Consider the following 21,859-nt stretch of genomic DNA (forward strand, 5'->3'; position numbering starts at 1 on the left):
TGCAAGGCAGTTACTACCTTTATTCATTAAATAGATCTTATGGCTGGATTATCATTTGGTTTTGATGGTTGTCCTTCGTGTTGCTCCATGTCTTTAGCTCTGTTGCCAAACAAGGTAGCTATATTCTCATATTTGTTTAGATTAAGTTTACCAGGTTCTTGTGTATCAACCTTTTCTTCTTGCCTTTCACTTAACTGATTCTTCAAACACCGTTCAACATCTCCAAATAAACGCAAATCCAATTTTTTGGCATTTGTCGTTTTGATTGTACCACTGACAGGAGGTATTTTAGATTTTGGTCCGGCAGCTAAACATTTTTGCAATTGAGCTTTAAATTCCTTCATGTCTTCCTTGACATCAATGGACTTGATAGTATTGACGTTCAATAAATAAGTCTTAAGTTGAGGAATGTGTTCTTCCTTTAACGGATGACTTTGATCATTTAACCATGTTTTCATAGATGCATAGGATTCTAATGAAATTTCATGTGCGAAACCTAATGTATTTATCCACCAGAGCGAATACTCATTAGGTTTACCGCGCAAAACAAAAGTAGCAGAAATCCCATTTTCTTTTAATACATCATTAGTTAACTCAACTTGAGTTCTCGGATCTTTCGGATTGATGAGTAATTGAACCCGTCCTAAAAGCATTTCTCTGGCTTTTGCACACTCCTGTTTAAGCTGCTTCAAATGCAAAGCACTCAGATTATCAATATCCTTAACGATATCCCTAATCTTTCCATCTATTAGAATTTTGATTAACTCTTCTCCAGGCTCCAGAGCATACACTTTCCCTGTTGCATCTACCCAGGAAAGCTTCCAAATATCACTTTCAAAAATCAAACAAAATTGTATAACACTCTTATTTTCTTTGGCTGATTTTTTAGCTGATTCCAGGTCATTGGTAATTGAAACATTATCGATAAATTTCTGAGCACTTTGATGGGTCTGTAACAATTCCTGTTTTCGAGCTTCTATTAATTTTTGCGTAGCAAGATATTGCGACATAAACTCGTCAATTCTTTTATTTATTTTTTGTCTGAGCTTCAAAATAATTGGATGGACTAACTCACTTTCTAATGGTTTATAGCCAGGAACTGACTTGATAAGCTCATCAAATAAATAATAATTAAATGAGCCATGTTCCCACTCTCCTTTCCCAACCAATAACTTAAATTCCTGCAAGCGGGTGTAGGCATCAGGGAAAGCTTCCATACCTTTAATTGCCATATCAATTTCTTGTCCGCGTTTTCTGGTAAACTGGTAAAACCAACCTTTAAGCCATGATTCAATAGGTTTGTTATATCGCGCCCGGGCAGATTCTAAGACATGGACTAATTGCTTACATCCTTCATCGGATTCATCAGCAATGCGACTTAATAATTTTTCGGCAAATTCGTTTAAATTGTCGATTATATCCAATAATTCTTTTCCATCCTTTGGTGGCATATACGCTCCTTGTTCCTTGTCCAAATTTCATCTTACCTTAATCAGAATTTTATACAAGCAACAAAATCATTGAGCTAACTGAAATTTAAAATTTAAATTGCTCAATAAAGCACAATAGAAAACTTGCAAATTTAAGACAAACCGCTAACATGAATCAGTTAAAAAATAATAATAATAAAAAGGGATGTCATGAGAATCACATTACTTACAACAGCTATATTAGCTACTGGTGTTGCCTCTGCCGCAGTACCTGTAGACGGGTGGTATGCCAGTGCATTTGGGGGTTATACCTATATCACCCCAAACATATACAATTTTGCCTATGGGGTATTCCGTGATGAAGTGGGATACAACAACGGCTATAACGCCGGGGGACGAGTAGGATATCAAAGCAACCCAATTCGCTATGAAGTAGAATACACTTATCTCAGAGGTGAAGTTAGAAAGTTTAACCTTAATTTTATAACGCAGCTCGGTGTTACCGGTTTTACCTCCGCCAACACTATCATGGCCAATATTTATTATGATTGCCCTGATATGCTACCAGCCATTGCACCATTTATTGGATTGGGAATTGGATACGCCTCTCTTAGGGCAGAGCTTGACAGCATAGGTCCTTTTAGACCGTCTTACTTTACCACTAACGACAGTGCCTTTGCCTACCAGGGAACTGTGGGATTAACTTACAATTTCTCCGAAAATTATGCGGCAAACCTGGCTTACCGCTATATCGCAACCGATAATTCGAGTAATTTTGGAAAAGTCTACCAGGCTCATTTGGCCAGTGTGGGAGCAATCTACCGTTTTGATCAAGGAAATTATAAGTAAGGATGCGTAATGAAGAAGTTAATTCAACTCTCGGTATTATCCGGTTTGTTATTAAGCGGTTCAACTTTTGCTTTCAACCAACCTCAAGGCTTCTACGTTGGAATATTGGGTGAAATCAGTCATGGTCCTTCTGGCGAAGATATCATATTTATCGAGCCCAATCGAACCATTACTGCCAATGTGGAATATAGTCCTGTTTCTGGAGGAGGAGGCGCTGTTTTAGGTTATAAAATAAGTCACTACCGCATTGAAGGTGAGGTACTTTATAACCGGATTTCAACTGGTCCTTTCACAATAAGTTCCTGTACTTTACAAAGTCCTAATGTTCTAACTCCAACAGGTGTTTGTCCTTCTACTTTTGAAGTTAATCGACTAGGTTATGATGGTAGTAGTGCAGCTCTCTATGGCTTGCTCAATCTGTATTATGATTTTTTCAGTTCTGTGAATGAAAGTACTTATGTGCCTTATATTGGAATAGGCGCAGGACAAGTACGTATTCAAAACAGAAATAATTTTGTAAAAACAACACCCGTCAATCTGCCGCCTTCTGCTGGATTTAGCACTACCATGGTCTCTGGAGCTGGACAAGGCATTGTAGGCGTAGGATATCTAATGGATGATTTTGCCTGGTTTGCTATGGACTTCCGCTTTCTCACAACCAGTAGTCTGTCTGACTTTAACAACAGCCGATATACACTTAGCACATTCAATGTGGGTGTCAACTTTACCTTTGACAAGTCAACCTGATGACTTCTTGTGGCCTTGGGGTTCCTGCCACAAGGTCACAAACAAAACCATCACCATCGGCCCTAGAAACAGGCCAAGCAAACCCAAAGTTTCCACTCCCCCCAAAATGCCGAACAAAACAGCCAGGAAAGGTAATTGTATCGCCCCGCCGATAAGAACTGGCTTTACAAAATGATCAGCAACAAACATAACCAAAGTTCCCCAAACGAGAACAATGATGCCTCCAATCAAACTGCCAACGGAAAGTAAAATCAAAGCGACTATAATAAAAACAATGGGAACAACAAAAGGTATCATAGCTGCCAATGCGGTAATAAATCCAGTCAATGTGGGTGCCGGGAATCCAACCAAGGCATAACAAATGCCCATTAATATACCTACCCCTATGCCAACAACAATAGTTCCATTCACAGTACCTCGCAACGCGCTGGGAAGCCTGTCGGAATAACGGAACCATCTGTCACCCAAACAATATTCTCCTATATGCTGAATTTGTAATAGTAATTTATCCCCATCACGATAGAAGAAAAAAAGTGTTAAAAGGGTAAATCCTACTTGAAAACTACGATGAGCCAAATTGACTCCAATCTGCTTGATGTAATAACTCGTCGGGGTTAACGTTAAATGCAAATTCGATAAAAATTCCTTAATGCTTCCCGGCTTACCAATATTCACATCCCAATATTGAATTAAATCATCACCAACTAACGGGATATTTTTAAAAAACTCGGGAGCCGCACCACCCTCCTTATTAATATGCTGCAAAAAATTAATAAATAATTGCGACTCTTTGATAAGGATCCCTATGAGCCAACTCAAGGGAATCAGGAAAAGCAAACCCATCAGTGTTGTAAATAAGAACGCGGATGTGTTGTGTTTGTTACCAAATAATTTACGCCATCTGGTGTATAAGGGATAAGTAGCTATAACAATAATAGCGGCCCATATCATGGAAGGAATGAACTTATGAACGATATAAAGCGAGAAAAGAACGATACTGACTGTTAACCCTATGCTAATCAGTTCTTTATGATTTTCATTCATTAAGCAAAGCTCCAAACGAGGATTTGCATAATACACCAGGCAGGAACTGCTGCTAAAACATCGTCCAGCATAATTCCTAACCCACCCTGAACTCTTTGATCGATCATACGTATTGGTTGGGGTTTCCAAATATCAAAAATTCGGAATAAAATAAAACCGGCTAACATCCACGAAATTCCTTTGGGGGCTAAAAACATAGTTAATAAATAGCCAACCACTTCATCCCAGACAATCCCTTTGTAATCATGTACCCCAAGATCCTCTGTTACTCTATTACTGACCCAAACGCCCAGAACAAACGCCAGGGCAGTCCATAACAGATAAACGCCCCAGTGAGCATTTATTATTAATAAATAGAGTGGAACAGCAGCCAAGGTACCCCATGTGCCTGGAGCAATGGACATCAATCCGCTACCAAAACCAAAAGCGATAAAGTAAATGGGATCTTGCCATACTCGATTTGCCAAATTGACTTGGTTCATATTTGCTCCTCAACCTAAATATCGCTATCACACCATTTCAGATTTAACTTTTTTCTTAACCATATCCATCATAACTATAAAAGCGAGATTTAAAAATGTGAATAGCCTCTGGGTTGCAACTCTTTACTTGGGCTAGCAACCGATTGTATTCTTAATCCAGGTTTCTCTTCTATCACCCCAATGGGAAAACAAACCAGATTTTCCTTTTTAAGCTCCCAATTAAAAGAATCCAGCTGTTGTGTTGAAACGGTAAAACATAATTCGTAATCATCACCTCCGGAAAGAGCCAAGTCAAGGGCTTGTTCAGGACAATATTGATTTAATAAAGGATGCATGGGAATTGCTTCTTCAAACAAATTGGCTCCGACACCACTTGCCACACAAATATGATTTAAATCCGAGCTTAGTCCGTCTGAGATATCAATTGCTGAAGTAGCATATTTTCTAAGCAAATGGCATAAATCCACACGTGGTTTGGGATGCAAAAGTTTATTCATTAATTCTATTTTATCTTTTGCTTTCACTTTTTTATGCCCATCCAGCAATTTTACAGCCAGCCCCGCAGCCCCCAATTGTCCTGAAACCATAATCACATCACCCGCTTGTGCCCCACAGCGCCTGATTGATTGCCCTTGAGGTGTGAGCCCCATGATAGTCAAGGTGATTGATAACGGGCCTTTCGTCGTGTCTCCGCCAATCAAATCCACGTTATATAAACTGAGGGAATCTTTTATTCCTCGCGCGAAGAGATCGAGCCAGCTTTGATTCAATTCCGGCAAGGTCAATGCAAGAGTGACCCAACAAGGCTGTGCGCCCATAGCAGCCATGTCGCTAATGTTGACCATTACCGCTTTGCAGGCGATATCATAGGGATCCCACTGCGGCAGAAAATGAATGCCTGAAACCAACGTATCGGTGCTGACTAATAAATGCATTCTCTCGGGAATCTGCAAGCAAGCAGCATCATCTCCTATCCCATAAAGAACATCATTTCTCTTGATTGGAATGGATTTAAAATAATGATCAATCAGGGTAAACTCATTCATTATCAAGACTGATTTCAACAGACCGAACCTGTTTTGCCAAATTATTCAATACCCCATTAACGTAACGATACCCCTCTTGTGAACCAAACTCTTTGGTCAATGATACTGATTCATCAAGAATGACCTTATAAGGTATCTCGGGGCAATGAAACAATTCAAAAGACCCGATTCTCAATACAGTATGCTCTATAGGATTCAACGCATTGATTTCTCTGTCCAAATAAGGTAGTAAACTGGCCTCCAAAGCCTCTACATGGGTAGGAATGCCATAGAGCAAGCGACAGAAATATTCCCCATCTACTTTATCCATATTATTAATTGCTCTGAATTGAGCTTCAATTTCATGAAGATCTGTACCAGACATTAGCCATTGATAAAGGGCTTGCAATGCAAATTTCCGAGCTCGTCTTTTACCACGAATTGATTGTTTTTCCACAATTACCTCATATTATTCTACTAACAACAAGAAAAGTGAGCCCTTCACATCATTTTATCTAAGATTTTTCCTTATCTTCATTTTTCATTTGATCAATTGTTTGTCTAAAATCACTCACATCTTTAAAGCGTTTATATACAGATGCAAAACGCACATAGGCTACATGATCAAGCCTAAACAATTCCTTCATTACCAACTCGCCAACCACTTGGGAATCGATCTCTCGCTCACCTCTTCTTCGAATTTCCTCAGTAATAGAAATAATAGCCTTTTCCAAATCATCAACACTGACAGGCCGTTTCTCCAAAGCCCTCAACATGCCAGAACGTAAATTATCAATATGAAATGGTTCTCTTCTTCCATCACGTTTTATAATCAATGGCATAATCAATTCGGCGGTTTCAAAAGTAGTAAACCGCTCATGACATTCCAGACATTCACGTCTTCTGCGAACTTGAGCACCATCCGCAACCAGACGAGAATCCACTACTTTTGTTTCTTCCGCATGGCAAAATGGACAATACATGATTAGGCATAAACCGGAAATTCACGACAGAGAAGCAATACCTGGGTTTTCACTCTTGAAATATTCGTTTCATCATGAACATTATCAAGGACATCCGCTACCCAGTTAGATAATAAAGTAATCTCTCTTTCTTTAAAGCCCCTTGTGGTTGCAGCAGGCGTACCCAAGCGTAAACCGCTCGTTACAAAAGGTGAGCGAGGGTCATTGGGAACCGAATTTTTATTGACTGTTATATTAGCTCTGCCTAAAGCAGCATCAGCGTCCTTACCTGTAATTCCTTTATTAATTAAATCCACTAGCAAAAGATGGTTATCGGTACCACCGGAAACAATATCATATCCTCTGCTTTGCAACACACTGCACATAGTTCTTGCATTGACTAAAACCTGTTGTTGATAGGTTTTAAATTCCGGTAATAAAGCTTCTGCAAAAGCCACTGCTTTGGCTGCAATAACGTGCATTAATGGCCCGCCTTGCATACCAGGAAACACAGAAGAATTTAATTTTTTCTCAATTTCTTCATTTTCCTTGCAAAGAATTAAACCACCACGAGGCCCTCTTAAGGTTTTATGAGTTGTTGTCGTCACAACATCGGCATAAGGAACAGGGGAAGGATATAATCCTACCGCTACCAGACCCGCCACATGAGCGATATCCGCCATTAAATAAGCGCCAACCTTATCGGCAATTTCTCTGAATCGAACCCAATCCAGAATCCGGGAATAAGCTGAAAAACCTGCAATGATCAATTTGGGTTTGTGTTGAAGAGCAAGTTTCTCCACAGCATCATAATCAATTAAACCCGTATTGCTATCAACACCATACTCGACAGAATGATACAATTTACCTGAAAAATTAACCTTCGACCCATGAGTCAAGTGCCCGCCATGAGGTAAAGCCATGCCCATAAAAGTATCACCTGGGGACAACAATGCCATCATAACCGCTGCGTTTGCTTGTGATCCCGAATGGGGTTGTACATTGACATAATGAGCGCCAAAAAGTAATTTTGCCCTTGAAATAGCTAAATCTTCAGCGACATCAACAAACTCGCAACCACCATAATATCGCTTACCTGGATATCCTTCAGCATACTTGTTGGTTAATACTGTACCCTGAGCCTCCAAGACTCTCGGGCTGACATAATTTTCAGATGCTATTAATTCAATGTGTTCTTCTTGACGTCGTTTTTCATCAGAAATTGCTTTAAAAAGAACATCATCAAAATTTTTTATAGTATAACTTTCGTCAAACATGAATGTTCCTTGGTTGGAAGGTTATCTTTACCTTGTTTTTATAATAAGGTCATTACGAACACTCTTTACACCATCTACGCCAGCTGCAATAATTCCGGCTCTTTGTTTTATTCTTTGAGAATCGACAAAACCGCTTAACTGCACTTGATCTTTATATGTTTTTACTTTTACTGCAAATCCTGTAGTACCCAATTCATCGACCAAACTGGCCTTCACTTTGGCAGTAGTCGTTGAACTATCAAGATATTCCCCTGTACTTTCCGACAAAGGAGAAGCGGCACACGCAATAATTATCATCGATATGGATCCCACTAATAACATCTTAAGTGAGTCGCGCATAGAGGCTCCTTAAAGATAAAAACGTTATTAGAGTATCACAAAAATTACCAGGATACGAAGAGGATAATAGTACAATTTTAGTTCTTGGAAGAAAAAAGTGTCCTGTATTCAGTAGCTTAAATTGTTAACCATGATCATGAATTTTTTTCTGTTCCTCAGGATTGGAACTATCATGCCCGTGAACATTAGAAGAATCAGGATGGTTGTGCACATTACCATTATCGTGAGTATGTCCGTGCACCTGACCATTATTCGCATTATGTCCGTGAACATTGTTTTGAACTTCAACTCTGGCTTGTGGTGGCGGTGGAGTAACTACCACAGCATGTCCTTGAGTTTTTGCATGCTCATAATAAACCTTCCCTCTTGGCGCACTATAGTATCGATTATTATTGTGATATCGTTGATTGTAATGACGATGATAATGTCCCTGGGGATAATAGGGAGTCACCTCTACGCGAGGAGCAGGTCCCAAATATTCTGGCTGATAAAAATCTTCTTGGATAACAGTGCAGGAAGAAAGTAAAAGAAACAATAAAGCGCAGGGAATGAGGTATTTCATGTACAACTCCTCAAAGGAAGGGAAAGCTCCCGAATCATTGAGCTTTCCCGAATTTTATGAATTATCTGGTTGACAACTCAGCCTTAGCTTCTTTCAAGTAAGGAACAACGCGGATGGTGCTATTTACATTGGTCCAACCGGAATAAATAGTGTAATAAGGTGATGTAATAGTAATGTACATACCACTATGGCAATAGAAATTATAGAACAGGCTTATGTAATGAGGTGACTCATAACGATAGATATTGAAATCTATAGTTGTGCCATCATCAAACGTACCGAATACACGGACATCTGTGAAGCTTTGGTTAATGATTTCAATTTGGCAGTAACCAGGATAAGTTACGCTCTTTTGTATTGATTTCTTGTCTGCATTATCAGCCTTGGGATGTAAGTGAAGATTTGCAGCAAAAACGTTAGAAAATAAACTGAAACATACAACAAACAACAATGATTTTAACTTCATGAGCTTCCCCTTAGTAAGATGGAAGCTGCATAGTATCAAAGTATTCAATTTAGTCAATAGGATTTTTTTGTACCCATAAAACCAAAGTTCATTACAATTTAATTTGATTAGGTAAGAAGCATAATCAACTATGAAAATATTAAAAATAACAAGTCATCTTAAACAATAAGATGATAAAGTACATGTTTATGTTATATTTGCTAAATTATAATTTTTTCAAGCATTAACAGGGGAAGATAATGAATAAGCGATTGACTATCATGGGAATAATCTTGTTGGTAGTTTTCGGTGGAATCATAGCTTTTAATCTAATTAAGGCTTACATGATTAAACAATTCTTCGCCAGTTATGCGCCTCCTGCTGTTAGTGTTTCTTCTGCCGTTGCTCAGGAAGTGGATTGGAAGCCAACCATAGACGCCGTAGGTAATTTCGTTGCTATCAACGGAGTTGATGTCAACTCAGAAGCTTCTGGTAATGTAGTTCAAATTCATTTTGAATCAGGGCAATACGTAGAAAAAGATGCGCCGTTAATTACTATTGATGACAGCATCGATCAAGCCCTGCTCAAATTTAACCAGTCAGAATTGACCCTTAAAGAGCTCAGTTACAAACGACAAACCGATCTGTTTAAGCGCGGAGCTACACCAAGCTCGAGTGTTGATGAAGCCAAAGCCAACTTACAACAGGCTCAGGCAAAAGTGGAGCAGATACAAGCGCAAATTAAACAAAAACACATAGGGGCTCCTTTTTCAGGTCGCCTTGGTATCCGCCAGGTAAACCTGGGGCAATACGTCAGTCCCGGGCAAACCTCCATAGTTTCTTTACAATCACTGGATCCCCTTTACCTAGAATTTTACTTGCCAGAGCAATATTACAAAAGAATTCATCTTAACCAGCCTGTGACCTTTCGCGTAGAGGAATTTCCTAATATTCTCTTTGAAGGAGTCATTCATGCAGTAAACTCTAAAGTAGATCTAACTACTCATAATGTTCAGGTACAAGCCCTATTACCGAACTGCCCTGCTGATGCAATTCAGGATCCAACCAAATCTCCACTTGTCAAAGCACGTAAACAAGTCAGAGGAGATAAACTAATTGTGGCCTGCAGTACAGAATTAAACAAACAAAATAAAATACGAAATTTTGTATTTATCCCAGGCATGTTTGCTTCCATTGAAGTGGATCAACCTGCAGAGCCTAATACTATTATCGTCCCTTCCACAGCAATTTCTTATAGTCTCTATGGAAATGCTGTTTATATCATTGAAAAAAGTAAAGAAGGTAAGAAAAATAAGGATGGTACTGACCAGTTGGTTGTAAACCGGGTATTCGTCACTACCGGAGAACAACAGGGAAATTACACAGTTATCAAGAAAGGCATTAAAGCAGGTCAATTGGTCGTAAGTACTGGTGACTTGAAATTACAAAATGGTACCCCTGTTGTTATTAACAACAGTGTCAAACTCGATACAGACAGTGATCCCAACCAACTGGGGCAGTAGATCGTGTTGGCAACCCGGTATTTAAATCATTTTATAACATTAGCATGCTCTAATAATATGGCTTGTTGTTCTTTACTACCGACTAGGATCATGGTCAGTTTTTTGCAGGATAACTTATGAAATTCACAGATCTATTCATCAAGCGCCCGGTACTCTCCATAGTGGTCAGTATGTTGATTTTTCTATTCGGGATAAATTCCATCTATAAAATGCAAATTCGCCAATACCCTAAAATGGAGAATACAGTCATAACCATAATGACCGGTTATCCTGGCGCTGATGCTGAACTCATAGCTGGATTTATCACTACTCCTCTTGAAAGTGCTGTTGCCAGTGCTGAAGGAATAGATTATATGACTTCATCCAGTCAGCAAGGCCTTAGCACAATTACCTTAAACATCAAGTTGAATTTCGACCCTCAAGTTGCTTTTACTGATGTCATGAGTAAAGTGCAGCAAACGCTCAATCAGTTACCTAAAGAGTCACAACAACCGGTTATCTTGAAAAAATCAGACTCATCAACCGCATTGATGTACATTAGTCTGGACAGTAAGGATATGACTCCTCAGCAAATTACTGACTACGCTACCCGAGTCGTTCAACCCCAGTTGCAAACAGTGGATGGAGTAGCCAAGGCTGATATTTTAGGTGGTCAAACTTATTCCATGCGAATATTCATGAATCCAATTAAAATGGCTGCGCTTAACGTCACTCCGGCTGATGTGTCAGCTGTTTTGGCCAGTAACAACTTCCTTACTGCAGCCGGAAGCACTAAAAGTGAATACGTTGCCATCAATGTCACGGCTAAAACCGATTTGAATAATGTTGAGGAATTCGAAAGACTGATCGTAAAAAGCGATAAGGGGTCAATAATCAGACTCAGGGATATCGCTAAAGTGGAACTGGGTTCACAAAATTATGATAGCTCAGTGACTTTCAACAGTAAAAAGGCCGTCTTTATATCGATCACTCCAACACCAACTGCTAACCCCCTCACAGTAATTAATGATGCTAGAAAACTGTTTCCTTCAATAGTGAGGGAATTCCCGCCATCATTAACTGGCACAATAGTATACGATGCCACTGCATTCATTCGGGCATCTATCCATGAGGTAATGGAAACTATCATTGAAGCTGCAGTCATCGTGATTATCGTTATCTTTTTATTTTTAGGCTCTGTTCGTTCAGTTCTTATTCCCGTTGTCACTATTCCGCTGTCATTGGTTGGTGTCTGTACTTTGATGCTCATACTGGGTTATAGCATCAACTTGCTTACCCTTCTTGCCTTTGTATTAGCAATAGGATTGGTAGTGGATGATGCCATTGTAGTGGTAGAAAATGTACATCGCCATTTGGAAGAAGGAAAAACCCCCTTTGAAGCCGCAATTATAGGCGCCAGAGAAATTGCTACCCCGGTTATTGCGATGACAATCACCCTGGCAGCTGTTTATGCACCAATAGGTTTTATGAGTGGACTGACTGGCGCTTTGTTCAAGGAATTTGCTTTTACGCTGGCAAGTGCGGTTATTATTTCAGGGGTTATTGCCTTAACGCTGTCCCCCATGATGTGTTCAAAAATTCTATCCGAAGAAGCCACTAGTGGAAAATTTGCTATTTTTCTGGATGAGTTTTTTAACAAACTGAAACGCGTTTACCAGAATGCACTTCATAGCTTATTGGATACCCGAGAAATGATGTTGCTGTTAGCAGGGGTAGTGATTTTAATGTTGCCCTATTTGTATTCTAACACGGCTGCTGAAACTGCGCCTGATGAAGATCAAGGCTTCTTTTTTGTAATGGCTACTGCTCCACAATATGCAACCTTAGACTACATAGAAGCCTATACAAAGCCCTTTGATGCCATTTATAAAAGTTTTCCTGAAACAGAAAACTATTTTACGGTTAACATGAGCCAACCTATTTCAGGAATGGTATTGAAACCATGGGATCAAAGGAAAAAAAGTCAGTTTGCTCTAAAAGAACCTTTACAAAAAAAATTATCTAAAATTGCAGGACTTAATGCTTTCGCTATTGTCCCCCCTCCCCTGCCAGGGGGCGGCGGTGGTCCTGCCGTACAATTTGTGGTTAAGACAACGAATGATTTCCAGAGCTTAATGGATGTGTCGAATAAGTTAACTGAAAAAGCCAGGAATAGTGGGTTATTCATTTACATAGACAATTCCCTTAAATTTAACCAACCACAAGTGGAGTTTAGCATTAATCGAGCAAAAGCTTCCGAAATGGGCTTGGATATGAGAGCGCTTGGAAGCAGCCTGACAAGTGCTCTATCCGGCAACTACATCAATTACTTCAATCTAGAAGGTCGAAGCTACCAGGTAATCCCACAACTGGCGCGCAAGTTCCGTCTTACTATAGAACAATTAGGCCAAATTTATGTTAAAACGTTAAACGGCACTATGGTTCCATTATCCACTGTGATAACCCCAACCGAAAAAACTCAACCTAATGCAGCTACCCATTTCCAACAACTCAATTCTGCAACGATTCAGGCTGTCATGATGCCAGGTAAAACATTAGGCCAAGGTTTGGAATTTTTACAAAAAGCAGCCCAGGAAGTCTTGCCCAAGGGATTTACTTATGATTATGGAGGAGAATCCAGGCAATTTATGCAAGAAGGAAGTGCTCTCATCTTTGCATTCCTTTTTGCTATTGTTGTTATCTTTTTAGTGCTGGCAGCGCAGTATGAGAGTTTTCGGGATCCATTAATCGTTCTCATCAGCGTACCAATGTCCATCTGTGGCGCGCTTATCCCGCTTAACCTTGGAGTAGCGACTATTAATATCTACACTCAAGTGGGTTTGATTACTTTAATTGGGCTCATCAGTAAACATGGAATATTGATAGTGGATTTCGCTAATCATTTGCAACGTGAAAAAAATCTTGATAAACGTGCTGCCGTTGAGGAAGCTGCTGGAATTAGATTACGACCCATATTAATGACTACAGCTGCCATGGTGTTTGGAGTAATACCCCTTCTTATTGCCAGCGGTGCTGGAGCAGCAAGTCGATTCGACATAGGACTCGTTATCTCCACAGGTTTATTAATAGGTACCTGTTTCACACTGTTCGTAGTACCTACTTTATATACCTATTTAGCAGAAGATCATCGACATAAACCAAACGAACCTGCGGAGATACAGTAATTCGACCTTGGATTTTCTCATAATAAGTCCTATTGATCTTTAAATAATTCATCAAACAGCCTGCGTGCTTCAGCCTGTCCGAGGCATGCAGTCGCACTTTGTGATACTGCTGACAAGCAGCGGTAAGTAGAAAATCAGTCATTTAAAACCCAAAGGATTATAATGATTTTTTCCTGAGTTCCTGTTTTTTTAAAATGGCTAAATTCCCATACTCTATGATAAAATTGTAAGTTTTTACCAGTACAGGCTATACGATAATGGATAAAACTTACTCTCCGGAAGCAATAGAACAAGCCATTTATAAAAAATGGGAAAGTCATCATTACTTTCAACCACGAGGTGAGGGTAAACGATTTTGTATTATGCTTCCGCCTCCTAATGTAACAGGAAGCCTCCATATGGGGCATGGTTTTCAACACACCATAATGGATGCATTAACCAGATATCATCGCATGCTTGGTGATAAGACTTTATGGCAGCCAGGTACTGATCATGCCGGCATTTCAACTCAACTTGTTGTTGAACGTCAACTGGAAGCTGAAGGCCTATCAAGAAAAGATCTCACTCGTGAACAATTTCTGGATAAAGTATGGCAATGGAAAGAAGAATCCGGTAATACCATCACGCAACAAATGAGACGTTTAGGCGCTTCAGTCGATTGGAGCAGAGAACGTTTCACTATGGATGAAGGATTGTCCGCTGCTGTACAAAAGGTATTTGTACAGCTTTACGAAGAAGGACTTATTTATCGAGGAACCCGCCTGGTGAATTGGGATCCCAAACTGGGCACCGCTGTATCAGATCTTGAAGTTCTCTCTGAAGAAGAAGATGGTTTTCTTTGGCACATTCGCTATCCTGTTGTTGATTCCGAAGAGTTTCTGATAGTTGCCACCACACGCCCGGAAACCTTACTCGGTGATTGCGCCGTTGCCGTCCACCCCGATGATCCACGTTTCAAACATCTTATTGGAAAACAGGTTCATCTGCCATTATGTGATAGAACAATACCCGTGATCGCGGACGAATACGTTGACAAGGAATTTGGGAGTGGATGTGTAAAAATTACCCCTGCACATGATTTTAACGATCATGAAGTAGGCAAACGTCATCAATTACCTCAAATCAATATTTTAACCAAGAAAGGGACAATTAATAAAAACGCTCCCTTAAAATATCAGGGGATGGATAGATTTGTTGCCCGTGAACAAATCATCAAAGATTTGGAAAAGGAAGGTTTACTGGCCAAAACTGAACCTCATAAATTAAAGGTGCCTCGCGGTGAAAAATCGAATGTCATCATCGAGCCTTTATTAACTGATCAATGGTATGTGAAAACCAAACCATTGGCAGAACCTGCTATCGCTGCTGTAAAAAAGGGAGATATTCGCTTTATTCCCGAGACTTGGGATAAAACCTATTTCCAATGGATGGATAATATCGAAGACTGGTGTATCAGCCGCCAACTATGGTGGGGACATAGAATTCCTGCGTGGTATGATAATCATGGTAATATTTATGTAGGTTACAGTGAAAATGACGTTCGTTTTAAATATAAAATTGAACAATCTACTCCCCTGAAGCAAGATGAAGATGTTCTGGACACCTGGTTTTCATCAGCACTATGGCCTTTTTCAACATTAGGCTGGCCTGAGCGTACTCCCGAATTAGAACAATTTTATCCTACTTCTGTTCTGGTCACCGGATTTGATATCATATTTTTCTGGGTTGCCCGTATGATCATGATGGGGCTAAAATTCACTGGAAAAATTCCTTTTAAGGAAGTCTTTATAACTGGTTTGATTCGTGACAGTGAAGGGCACAAGATGTCTAAATCCAAAGGGAATGTGCTGGATCCACTGGATATTGTAGATGGAATTGATCTGGATTCTTTAATAGCCAAACGAACCTCTAATCTGATGTTAAACTCGGTTCGTGACAGAATTACAAAAGCTACTCGTAAGGAATTCCCTGAAGGAATCAGTGCTTATGGAACAGACGCACTGCGCTTCACTTACTGCTCTCTTGCCTCAACTGGACGTAATGTGCGTTTTGATTTAGGACGAGTCGAAGGGTATAGAAATTTTTGCAATAAATTATGGAATGCAGCCCGTTACGTCTTATTAAATACAGACGAAGAGCAAATTGACTTCGGAGATGGCGCATTTCAATACAGCCCAGCTGATCAATGGATACTATCGCGTCTGCAAAATACAGTGAGTAAGGTGCATCACTATTTTGAAACCTACCGGTTTGATCTCCTGGCTAACACACTTTACGAATTTGTCTGGCACGAATACTGCGACTGGTATCTGGAATTATCCAAGCCCATACTACAAGATGAACAGGCTTTAAGCGCCATGAAAAGAGGGACGCGAAGAACTTTAATTCATGTCCTGGATCAAATATTGAAGCTTCTTCATCCTTTGATGCCATTTATTACAGAAGAGATTTGGCAAAAAACCACTAAATTTACCAGTGAAAATGGGGTCAGTATCATGCTAAGCACTTATCCCAAAGTCAATGAGGAATTCATAAATCCCGCTATTGAGGAAGAATTGGATTGGTTAAAGTCAGCCATTCAGTCACTACGAACCATACGTAGTGAAATGTCTATCTCACCTGCCAAGTTAATACCTTTATATATACGCAATATCACTCCCGAATTAAAGGATCGTATCGCAAAATATGAAAAAATACTCAAGACGCTAGGCAAGATAGACAACATTAGTTATCTTGCTCCTGATGAGAAAGTTCCTGTTTCAGCCACTGCGGTATTGGGTGAAATTGAGCTGTTGATTCCAATGGCAGATTTGATTGATAAGGAATCAGAGTTATCAAGATTGAATAAAGAACTTGCCAAATTGAATAAAGACATCGATCTGGCTCAGGGTAAATTAAATAACCCTAAATTCACTGATAAAGCACCTGAAGAAATCATTGCCAAAGAAAAAGAAAAATTATCTCAGGCTCAGCTGGCTAAAGATAAACTTTTGCAACATAAAATCAGGATTGAATCATTATGACTTAATGCTCTCTAATAACCCTCTCCTTACAGTCATCGCCCGACTTAAATCATCATTCTAAAGGTGACTGTAAGGAATAAATGGCGTAAACCCGATTATTTTAAAGAAAGGACGTCTTCTTGTGGCAACTCAATTCAATACGCTTAAATCCTATATTTTCCCTATCATTTTGCTGTTATCTATTCTACTTGGTGGCTTAACAGGATATGCCTTTAATCAAAACGTTGCCTGGTTAAAACCCTTTGGCGATATTTTTCTTAATTTGATTTTTACTACCATCGTACCCCTTATTTTTTTCAGTGTATCCTCAGCCATTGCAAGAACTGGCTCCATTGGCAAATTAGGTAGAATATTCTACTCAATGGCAGTGGTATTCTTATTTACAGGAATAGTCGCTGCGGTTTATGCCCTTTTCATAGTATTACTTTTTCCTCCCGCGCAAAACATGCCTGTCCTCTTGGAAAGTTCAAAGCAACTCTCCCCGACAAATCTCTCTGATCGATTGATAGAGATTTTTACTGTACCTGAATTTTCAAAATTATTTTCCCATGAGCATATTCTGGCATTAATACTGTTTTCAATTTTAGTAGGATTAGCTGTAGTTTATTCCAAAGAAAAAGGAGCAATTTTCAATTCCTTCTTAAAAGCAGGAGAAGAAGTATTCATGTCAGTATTTCGCCTGATTATGTATTATGCTCCTATCGGTTTTTTTGCCTATTTTGCAGTGATAGTAAGCGAAATTGGCCCCCAATTAATGGGAAATTATTTACGCATTGCCATACTCTACTATACGGCTTCCGTGCTCTACTTTTTCTTCGCGTTAACTGCCTATGCTTATTTGGCGGGAAAATTTCAGGCTATCCGGTTATTCTGGAGAAATATTTTCCTTCCTGTAGCGACTTCCATAGCAACTTGTAGTAGTGCTGCCAGTATTCCTGCCAATTTAATGGCAACCAAATCCATGCGAATTCCTGCTGAAATCTATGAAACATCAATACCCTTAGGCTCCATAATTCATAAAGATGGATCAGTCATGGGTGGTATTTTTAAAATTGCCTTTTTATTCGGGATATTTCATTTACCTTTTACCAGCTTGCCCGTTCTTTTGATGGCGTTGGGGGTTTCTTTGTTGGTGGGCACAGTGATGGGAGCAATTCCTAGCGGGGGGATGCTGGGAGAGTTGTTAATTTTGTCAGTATATGGTTTTCCGCCTTCTGTTTTAATTGCTGTTGCTGCCATCAGTATTATCATTGATCCCATAGCGACAATGGTCAACGTAACAAGTAATAGTGCTTGCAGCATGATGATTGCACGCCTGGTCGAAGGTAAAAATTGGTTCCTCAGATCCTCACATGAAAATAACCTATAATCTAAGATATGTTTAATACAAAAAGCACATATTAAACTTTTATAATCCTGAATACGCAATATTAAGTCATTGCCTTTGGAGGGAATAGTAATGAAAAAAATACTGTATATTATTCCGGGTACTTTATTAATTACGAGCTCTTTCGCTATTGATCTATCTGAGAATATTCCCAACTCCAATAAAGATCTGCTCCCTTCACCATTTCCTGTTTACGTCATTGAGGGCTCTGGAGTTGTCAATCATCCTTACCCGGGAGCAAAAAAGGTACTCTTACCAACCGACAACAGTTATGCAGATTATCCAGGATGTTATATTGCTTGTTATTCACATAATACTGGCGTCTATGCCATTTCTCCAACCATTTCCGTCATGGGACAAATTCGAGTCAAAGGACAATATAACGCCCGAATTTGCCAGCCTGATGGATATCAAAATCAAGACATTAGTGCTGCTTATCAATTTAAACAGCTTTGTGCTGAAAAGATTCCTGCTTGTCAAAATAACAGTTGTTGGGCAGGCGGCGATACTGGCGGATGGTTTGGGATTCAATAAAGAAAACTATGAATTTCACAGAATAAAATAAGATAGGGTACTTGATTTTGGGTCAGAGCCACGCCTTTAAAATTTTTGCAAGCATTATCACTCTAAACGTCTGCAGAGAGGTAATTCAGCAGTTTGAGTAATGGGGGATACGGAGACATTTGGTGAATACCTCATATTAATTAAATTAGTAAGTAACCAGTGAACCAATAACATGCCTACACAGGCTATTATAGTTAAAGGGATTGGAGTTGTGATCAACAGAAAAAAACCAATAGGTAAAAAAACACTATTAAGAATTATTTTATTTAAATCTTTCATACGAGCGTTTGTCATTGCCAATTCTTTACTCTTGATTTGTTCTGGATTAGTTCCGTTAAACTTAAGTTGATCGATTAATTGCCGATCTTTCTCTGTATCGATTAAAACGCGTAAAAGTGAGCTAATAAGAATGATAGACGATATTACAGGTGAAAGTGGTACTGCCACTGCTGAAAAAGAAAATAATCCAAAAGCCATCACTACAGATAAGCTCGTGAGCAAAGAGCGAAGACCATTTAATTCTTTATTCTGCCATTCAATTGCTAAACGAGATCGCTCCATACCCGTAGCTTGAGTGTATTTTAAGTCGTATTCCCTTTTGTCTTGTTGGTAACGAATAATCATCACTAAAACATCGATGAGTTGCGCCAACGTTTCTAATTGCATTCCTTGAAGGCCTGCAGATATTGAGTTTCTATAAGATAACCAAAAAAACTGGGTCAGGTTAACAACACACCACAAACTATCATTTAAAAGGCTGTAGTATAAATCCCTACGGATTTTATGATAAGTTTTTTCTTGGGATTCGACTAAAATGAGATGCGCTAGTAAACCAACGTTAGCTGAAAATCGAAGCATATACAGAGAAAAACTCATCACACCCAAACCCGCATCTAAGGGAGCAAGATCCCTTGTGTTTTTTTGTGATTTTGCCAAATACTTTGCTAAACCTTTACCACGATTTAATTGAAGTCTTTTGTCATTTAAATCAGTCAGTTTGCTATTAAAAAACATTAATGTGGATTTTATAATCGGTTTTGCTGTACCTGACTCTTTTTTGCTCATATTAGTATCATCAAACAATTAAATGAATTAATAATAAGCAATTAAATCTGTCAGAAGAGTGACATCAAGATTACAAAATTGTAATCTAATTCATTATGATGATTAGCATTTTCATGCTACAATTGAGCATAATTTAAACACAACGGCATTATGCGATTATTAATTGTTGAAGACCATAAAAGAACAGCTGATTTTATCTGTAAAGGATTTAATGAATATCAATTTCACGCAGATGCTGTATACGATGGTGCGGAAGCAATCTATCGAATCTCAGAAATTAACTACGATGCTGTTGTTTTAGACGTTATGTTACCCATAATGGATGGATGGGCTGTACTTGAAAAGATTCGTGAACTAAAACCTGATTTACCCGTTTTAATGCTCTCTGCCTGCGACGATGTCGATAGTCGTGTGAAAGGGCTTGAAATGGGGGCCTATGATTACCTTGTTAAACCTTTTTCCTTCAACGAGCTCCTTGCCCGAATAAAATCTTTACTACGAAGAAAACCCAAAGAGAATCCTATCTTATTAAAGATTGATGATTTAACTCTAAACTTACAAAAGCATACAGCAATACGAGGCGAGAAAAAGTTGCCTTTAACAGCAAAAGAATTCATGTTATTGACGTTTATGTTGAAACGAAATGGTGAAGTACTTTCAAGGACAGTCATTGCTGAACAAGTTTGGGACATTAATTTTGACACGAATACCAATATTATTGATGTAGCGATCAAGCGTTTAAGGGAAAAAGTGGATAATGATCATCCTACTAAATTGATCCATACTGTCAGAGGAGTAGGCTATGTATTGGAGATTCGCTAAATCAATGTCTATTACTAACCGCTTATTACTTATATTTATTGGTTCAACCGTACTGATATTGTCTATTATCACAGGGTTAATCTATCCTCCAATGAAAGAATTACTCCATCATACTCATTTGAATAATGAGCATTATAATTATTTATTAACACGAATTTGTATTAAAAATTTCTTTGTTGGACTCTGGTTTTCTACTTTGATAATCATTCTTGCCAGTTATTTGCTCGCAAAAAAAAGCATGAGACCAATTAAAATATTCACTAAAGAACTTGCATCGATTAATGCTTCATCACTAGAGAAACGATTACCTTACACAGGGAATCCCAAAGAACTGGAAGAATTAGCCTCGACTTGCAATGACATGCTCTTTCGAATAGAAAGTGCATTTAGCCATATAAAGCAGTTTTCAGCCAGTATAGCTCATGAATTACGAAATCCCATTCATTACCTCAGAACTGCCACCGAAATTACCCTGACTAAACCACAAACGATTGAAACCTATCAACATGTATTACAAACGCATCTCGAAGAATATCAAAGTTTAACCCAACTTATAGATAATCTGCTCTTTTTAACTCGCTGTGAGCACGGCCAACTTCAATTAAATTTAAGAACATTATCTGCAAACCACTTAATCAGTTCAATTATTGAGTATTATTATTCAATAGCTCAAGAAAAGGGCATAGAAATTCAAGTTTTTGGTGAGGCTCAGATTAAAGTAGATGAACATTTATTTAAGCGCGTTATTTCAAATTTAGTAGACAACAGTCTGACCTATACAAACAAAGGCGGAAGAATACTAATCATCATAGAAAAAAGAATAGACGACAGCATTCAAATCCGTATAAAAGACAATGGAATTGGTATATCAAAAGAACACTTACCTCTTTTATATCACGGATTTTATCGAGTAGATTATAGTACTGACAAAGAAAACGCAGGCCTTGGTTTAGGTTTGGCCATTGCTAAATCAATCATGGAGCACCATAAAGGCCAGCTTGCGGTAGATAGCAAGATAGGTTTAGGCACCACTGTTATATTAACCCTACCATGAAAAAGCTTTTTAAAATTGACTAATATATGTATTTCATCTATCCAAAACCATAAGGAATCGGATATTGAACTAAGTTATTCTAAGAACATAGACTT

The 21,859-nt window shown here is 38.8% G+C and carries 20 protein-coding genes; 9 read left to right on the forward strand and 11 right to left on the reverse strand.

Annotated features, from left to right (window positions below; all coding sequences use genetic code 11):
- Positions 1-26: 26 nt before the first annotated feature.
- Positions 27-1,475: a Dot/Icm T4SS effector RavH gene (gene ravH / locus CC34_RS0111295; protein WP_080274208.1), complete on the reverse strand. Its 1,449-nt coding sequence runs from the start codon at positions 1,473-1,475 to the stop codon at positions 27-29.
- A 165-nt stretch (positions 1,476-1,640) separates the two neighbouring features.
- Here ravH and CC34_RS0111300 point away from each other — a divergent pair, with 165 nt between their 5' ends.
- Positions 1,641-2,279 carry an outer membrane protein gene (locus CC34_RS0111300; RefSeq protein ID WP_028379500.1) on the forward strand — a complete coding sequence of 213 codons (639 nt, stop codon included), beginning with the start codon at positions 1,641-1,643 and terminating at the stop codon, positions 2,277-2,279.
- A gap of 9 nt (positions 2,280-2,288) precedes the next feature.
- A complete protein-coding gene (locus CC34_RS0111305) occupies positions 2,289-3,026 on the forward strand; it encodes an outer membrane beta-barrel protein (protein ID WP_028379501.1) in 738 nt (245 codons plus the stop codon).
- Here the strand turns inward: CC34_RS0111305 and CC34_RS0111310 are convergent.
- From CC34_RS0111310 to CC34_RS0111350, 9 genes are all read right to left on the reverse strand, one after another.
- Positions 3,018-4,070, reverse strand: a complete 1,053-nt coding sequence (locus CC34_RS0111310; protein ID WP_028379502.1) for an AI-2E family transporter — start codon at positions 4,068-4,070, stop codon at positions 3,018-3,020. The two genes, CC34_RS0111305 and CC34_RS0111310, sit on opposite strands and share 9 nt — an antisense overlap.
- Positions 4,070-4,552, reverse strand: a complete 483-nt coding sequence (locus CC34_RS0111315) for a phosphatidylglycerophosphatase A family protein (protein ID WP_028379503.1) — start codon at positions 4,550-4,552, stop codon at positions 4,070-4,072. The genes CC34_RS0111310 and CC34_RS0111315 overlap by 1 nt, the downstream gene beginning before the upstream one ends.
- An 89-nt stretch (positions 4,553-4,641) precedes the next feature.
- Entirely contained in the window at positions 4,642-5,598 is a 957-nt protein-coding gene (thiL, locus tag CC34_RS0111320; RefSeq protein WP_028379504.1) for a thiamine-phosphate kinase, read from the reverse strand.
- Positions 5,591-6,034: a transcription antitermination factor NusB gene (nusB, locus tag CC34_RS0111325; protein WP_028379505.1), complete on the reverse strand. Its 444-nt coding sequence runs from the start codon at positions 6,032-6,034 to the stop codon at positions 5,591-5,593. Before nusB ends, thiL begins: the two co-directional genes overlap by 8 nt.
- Positions 6,035-6,092: 58 nt before the next feature.
- The gene (gene nrdR, locus CC34_RS0111330) at positions 6,093-6,560 is read right to left on the reverse strand and encodes a transcriptional regulator NrdR (protein ID WP_010946463.1); all 468 of its coding nucleotides are present in this window, start codon (positions 6,558-6,560) and stop codon (positions 6,093-6,095) included.
- Positions 6,561-6,562: 2 nt separating this feature from the next.
- Complete coding sequence (gene glyA, locus CC34_RS0111335; protein ID WP_028379506.1) at positions 6,563-7,816, reverse strand: serine hydroxymethyltransferase; 1,254 nt, start codon at positions 7,814-7,816, stop codon at positions 6,563-6,565.
- Positions 7,817-7,843: 27 nt separating this feature from the next.
- On the reverse strand, positions 7,844-8,155 hold the full coding sequence (locus CC34_RS0111340; RefSeq protein ID WP_027223766.1) for a BON domain-containing protein: 312 nt from the start codon (positions 8,153-8,155) through the stop codon (positions 7,844-7,846).
- 124 nt (positions 8,156-8,279) lie between these two features.
- Positions 8,280-8,717, reverse strand: coding sequence for a hypothetical protein (locus tag CC34_RS0111345; RefSeq protein WP_028379507.1), 438 nt, complete (start codon positions 8,715-8,717; stop codon positions 8,280-8,282).
- 61 nt (positions 8,718-8,778) lie between these two features.
- On the reverse strand, positions 8,779-9,183 hold the full coding sequence (locus tag CC34_RS0111350; protein WP_010946459.1) for a hypothetical protein: 405 nt from the start codon (positions 9,181-9,183) through the stop codon (positions 8,779-8,781).
- Between the two features lie 239 nt (positions 9,184-9,422).
- On the opposite strand from CC34_RS0111350, the gene CC34_RS0111355 reads away from it, so the two are divergent.
- From CC34_RS0111355 to CC34_RS0111375, 5 genes are all read left to right on the forward strand, one after another.
- Positions 9,423-10,685, forward strand: a complete 1,263-nt coding sequence (locus tag CC34_RS0111355) for an efflux RND transporter periplasmic adaptor subunit (protein ID WP_028379508.1) — start codon at positions 9,423-9,425, stop codon at positions 10,683-10,685.
- A 116-nt stretch (positions 10,686-10,801) separates the two neighbouring features.
- Positions 10,802-13,849, forward strand: coding sequence for an efflux RND transporter permease subunit (locus CC34_RS0111360; RefSeq protein ID WP_028379509.1), 3,048 nt, complete (start codon positions 10,802-10,804; stop codon positions 13,847-13,849).
- Positions 13,850-14,106: 257 nt separating this feature from the next.
- Entirely contained in the window at positions 14,107-16,872 is a 2,766-nt protein-coding gene (locus CC34_RS0111365) for a valine--tRNA ligase (protein ID WP_028379510.1), read from the forward strand.
- A 121-nt stretch (positions 16,873-16,993) separates the two neighbouring features.
- Positions 16,994-18,241: a dicarboxylate/amino acid:cation symporter gene (locus CC34_RS0111370; protein WP_028379511.1), complete on the forward strand. Its 1,248-nt coding sequence runs from the start codon at positions 16,994-16,996 to the stop codon at positions 18,239-18,241.
- A 90-nt stretch (positions 18,242-18,331) separates the two neighbouring features.
- A complete protein-coding gene (locus CC34_RS0111375) occupies positions 18,332-18,793 on the forward strand; it encodes a hypothetical protein (protein ID WP_028379512.1) in 462 nt (153 codons plus the stop codon).
- Positions 18,794-18,880: 87 nt separating this feature from the next.
- Here the strand turns inward: CC34_RS0111375 and CC34_RS0111380 are convergent, their stop codons facing one another.
- The gene (locus CC34_RS0111380; protein WP_080274210.1) at positions 18,881-19,906 is read right to left on the reverse strand and encodes a hypothetical protein; all 1,026 of its coding nucleotides are present in this window, start codon (positions 19,904-19,906) and stop codon (positions 18,881-18,883) included.
- A 132-nt stretch (positions 19,907-20,038) separates the two neighbouring features.
- Here CC34_RS0111380 and lciR point away from each other — a divergent pair, with 132 nt between their 5' ends.
- Together lciR and lciS are read left to right on the forward strand one after the other, a co-directional pair.
- Complete coding sequence (lciR, locus tag CC34_RS0111385; protein WP_010946452.1) at positions 20,039-20,710, forward strand: copper-responsive two-component system response regulator LciR; 672 nt, start codon at positions 20,039-20,041, stop codon at positions 20,708-20,710.
- On the forward strand, positions 20,691-21,764 hold the full coding sequence (gene lciS / locus CC34_RS0111390) for a copper-responsive two-component system sensor histidine kinase LciS (RefSeq protein WP_028379514.1): 1,074 nt from the start codon (positions 20,691-20,693) through the stop codon (positions 21,762-21,764). The genes lciR and lciS overlap by 20 nt, the downstream gene beginning before the upstream one ends.
- Positions 21,765-21,859: the final 95 nt, after the last annotated feature.

Origin of the sequence: Legionella pneumophila subsp. fraseri (genome assembly GCF_000586315.1) — a bacterium.
Taxonomy (GTDB): Bacteria; Pseudomonadota; Gammaproteobacteria; order Legionellales; family Legionellaceae; genus Legionella; species Legionella pneumophila_B.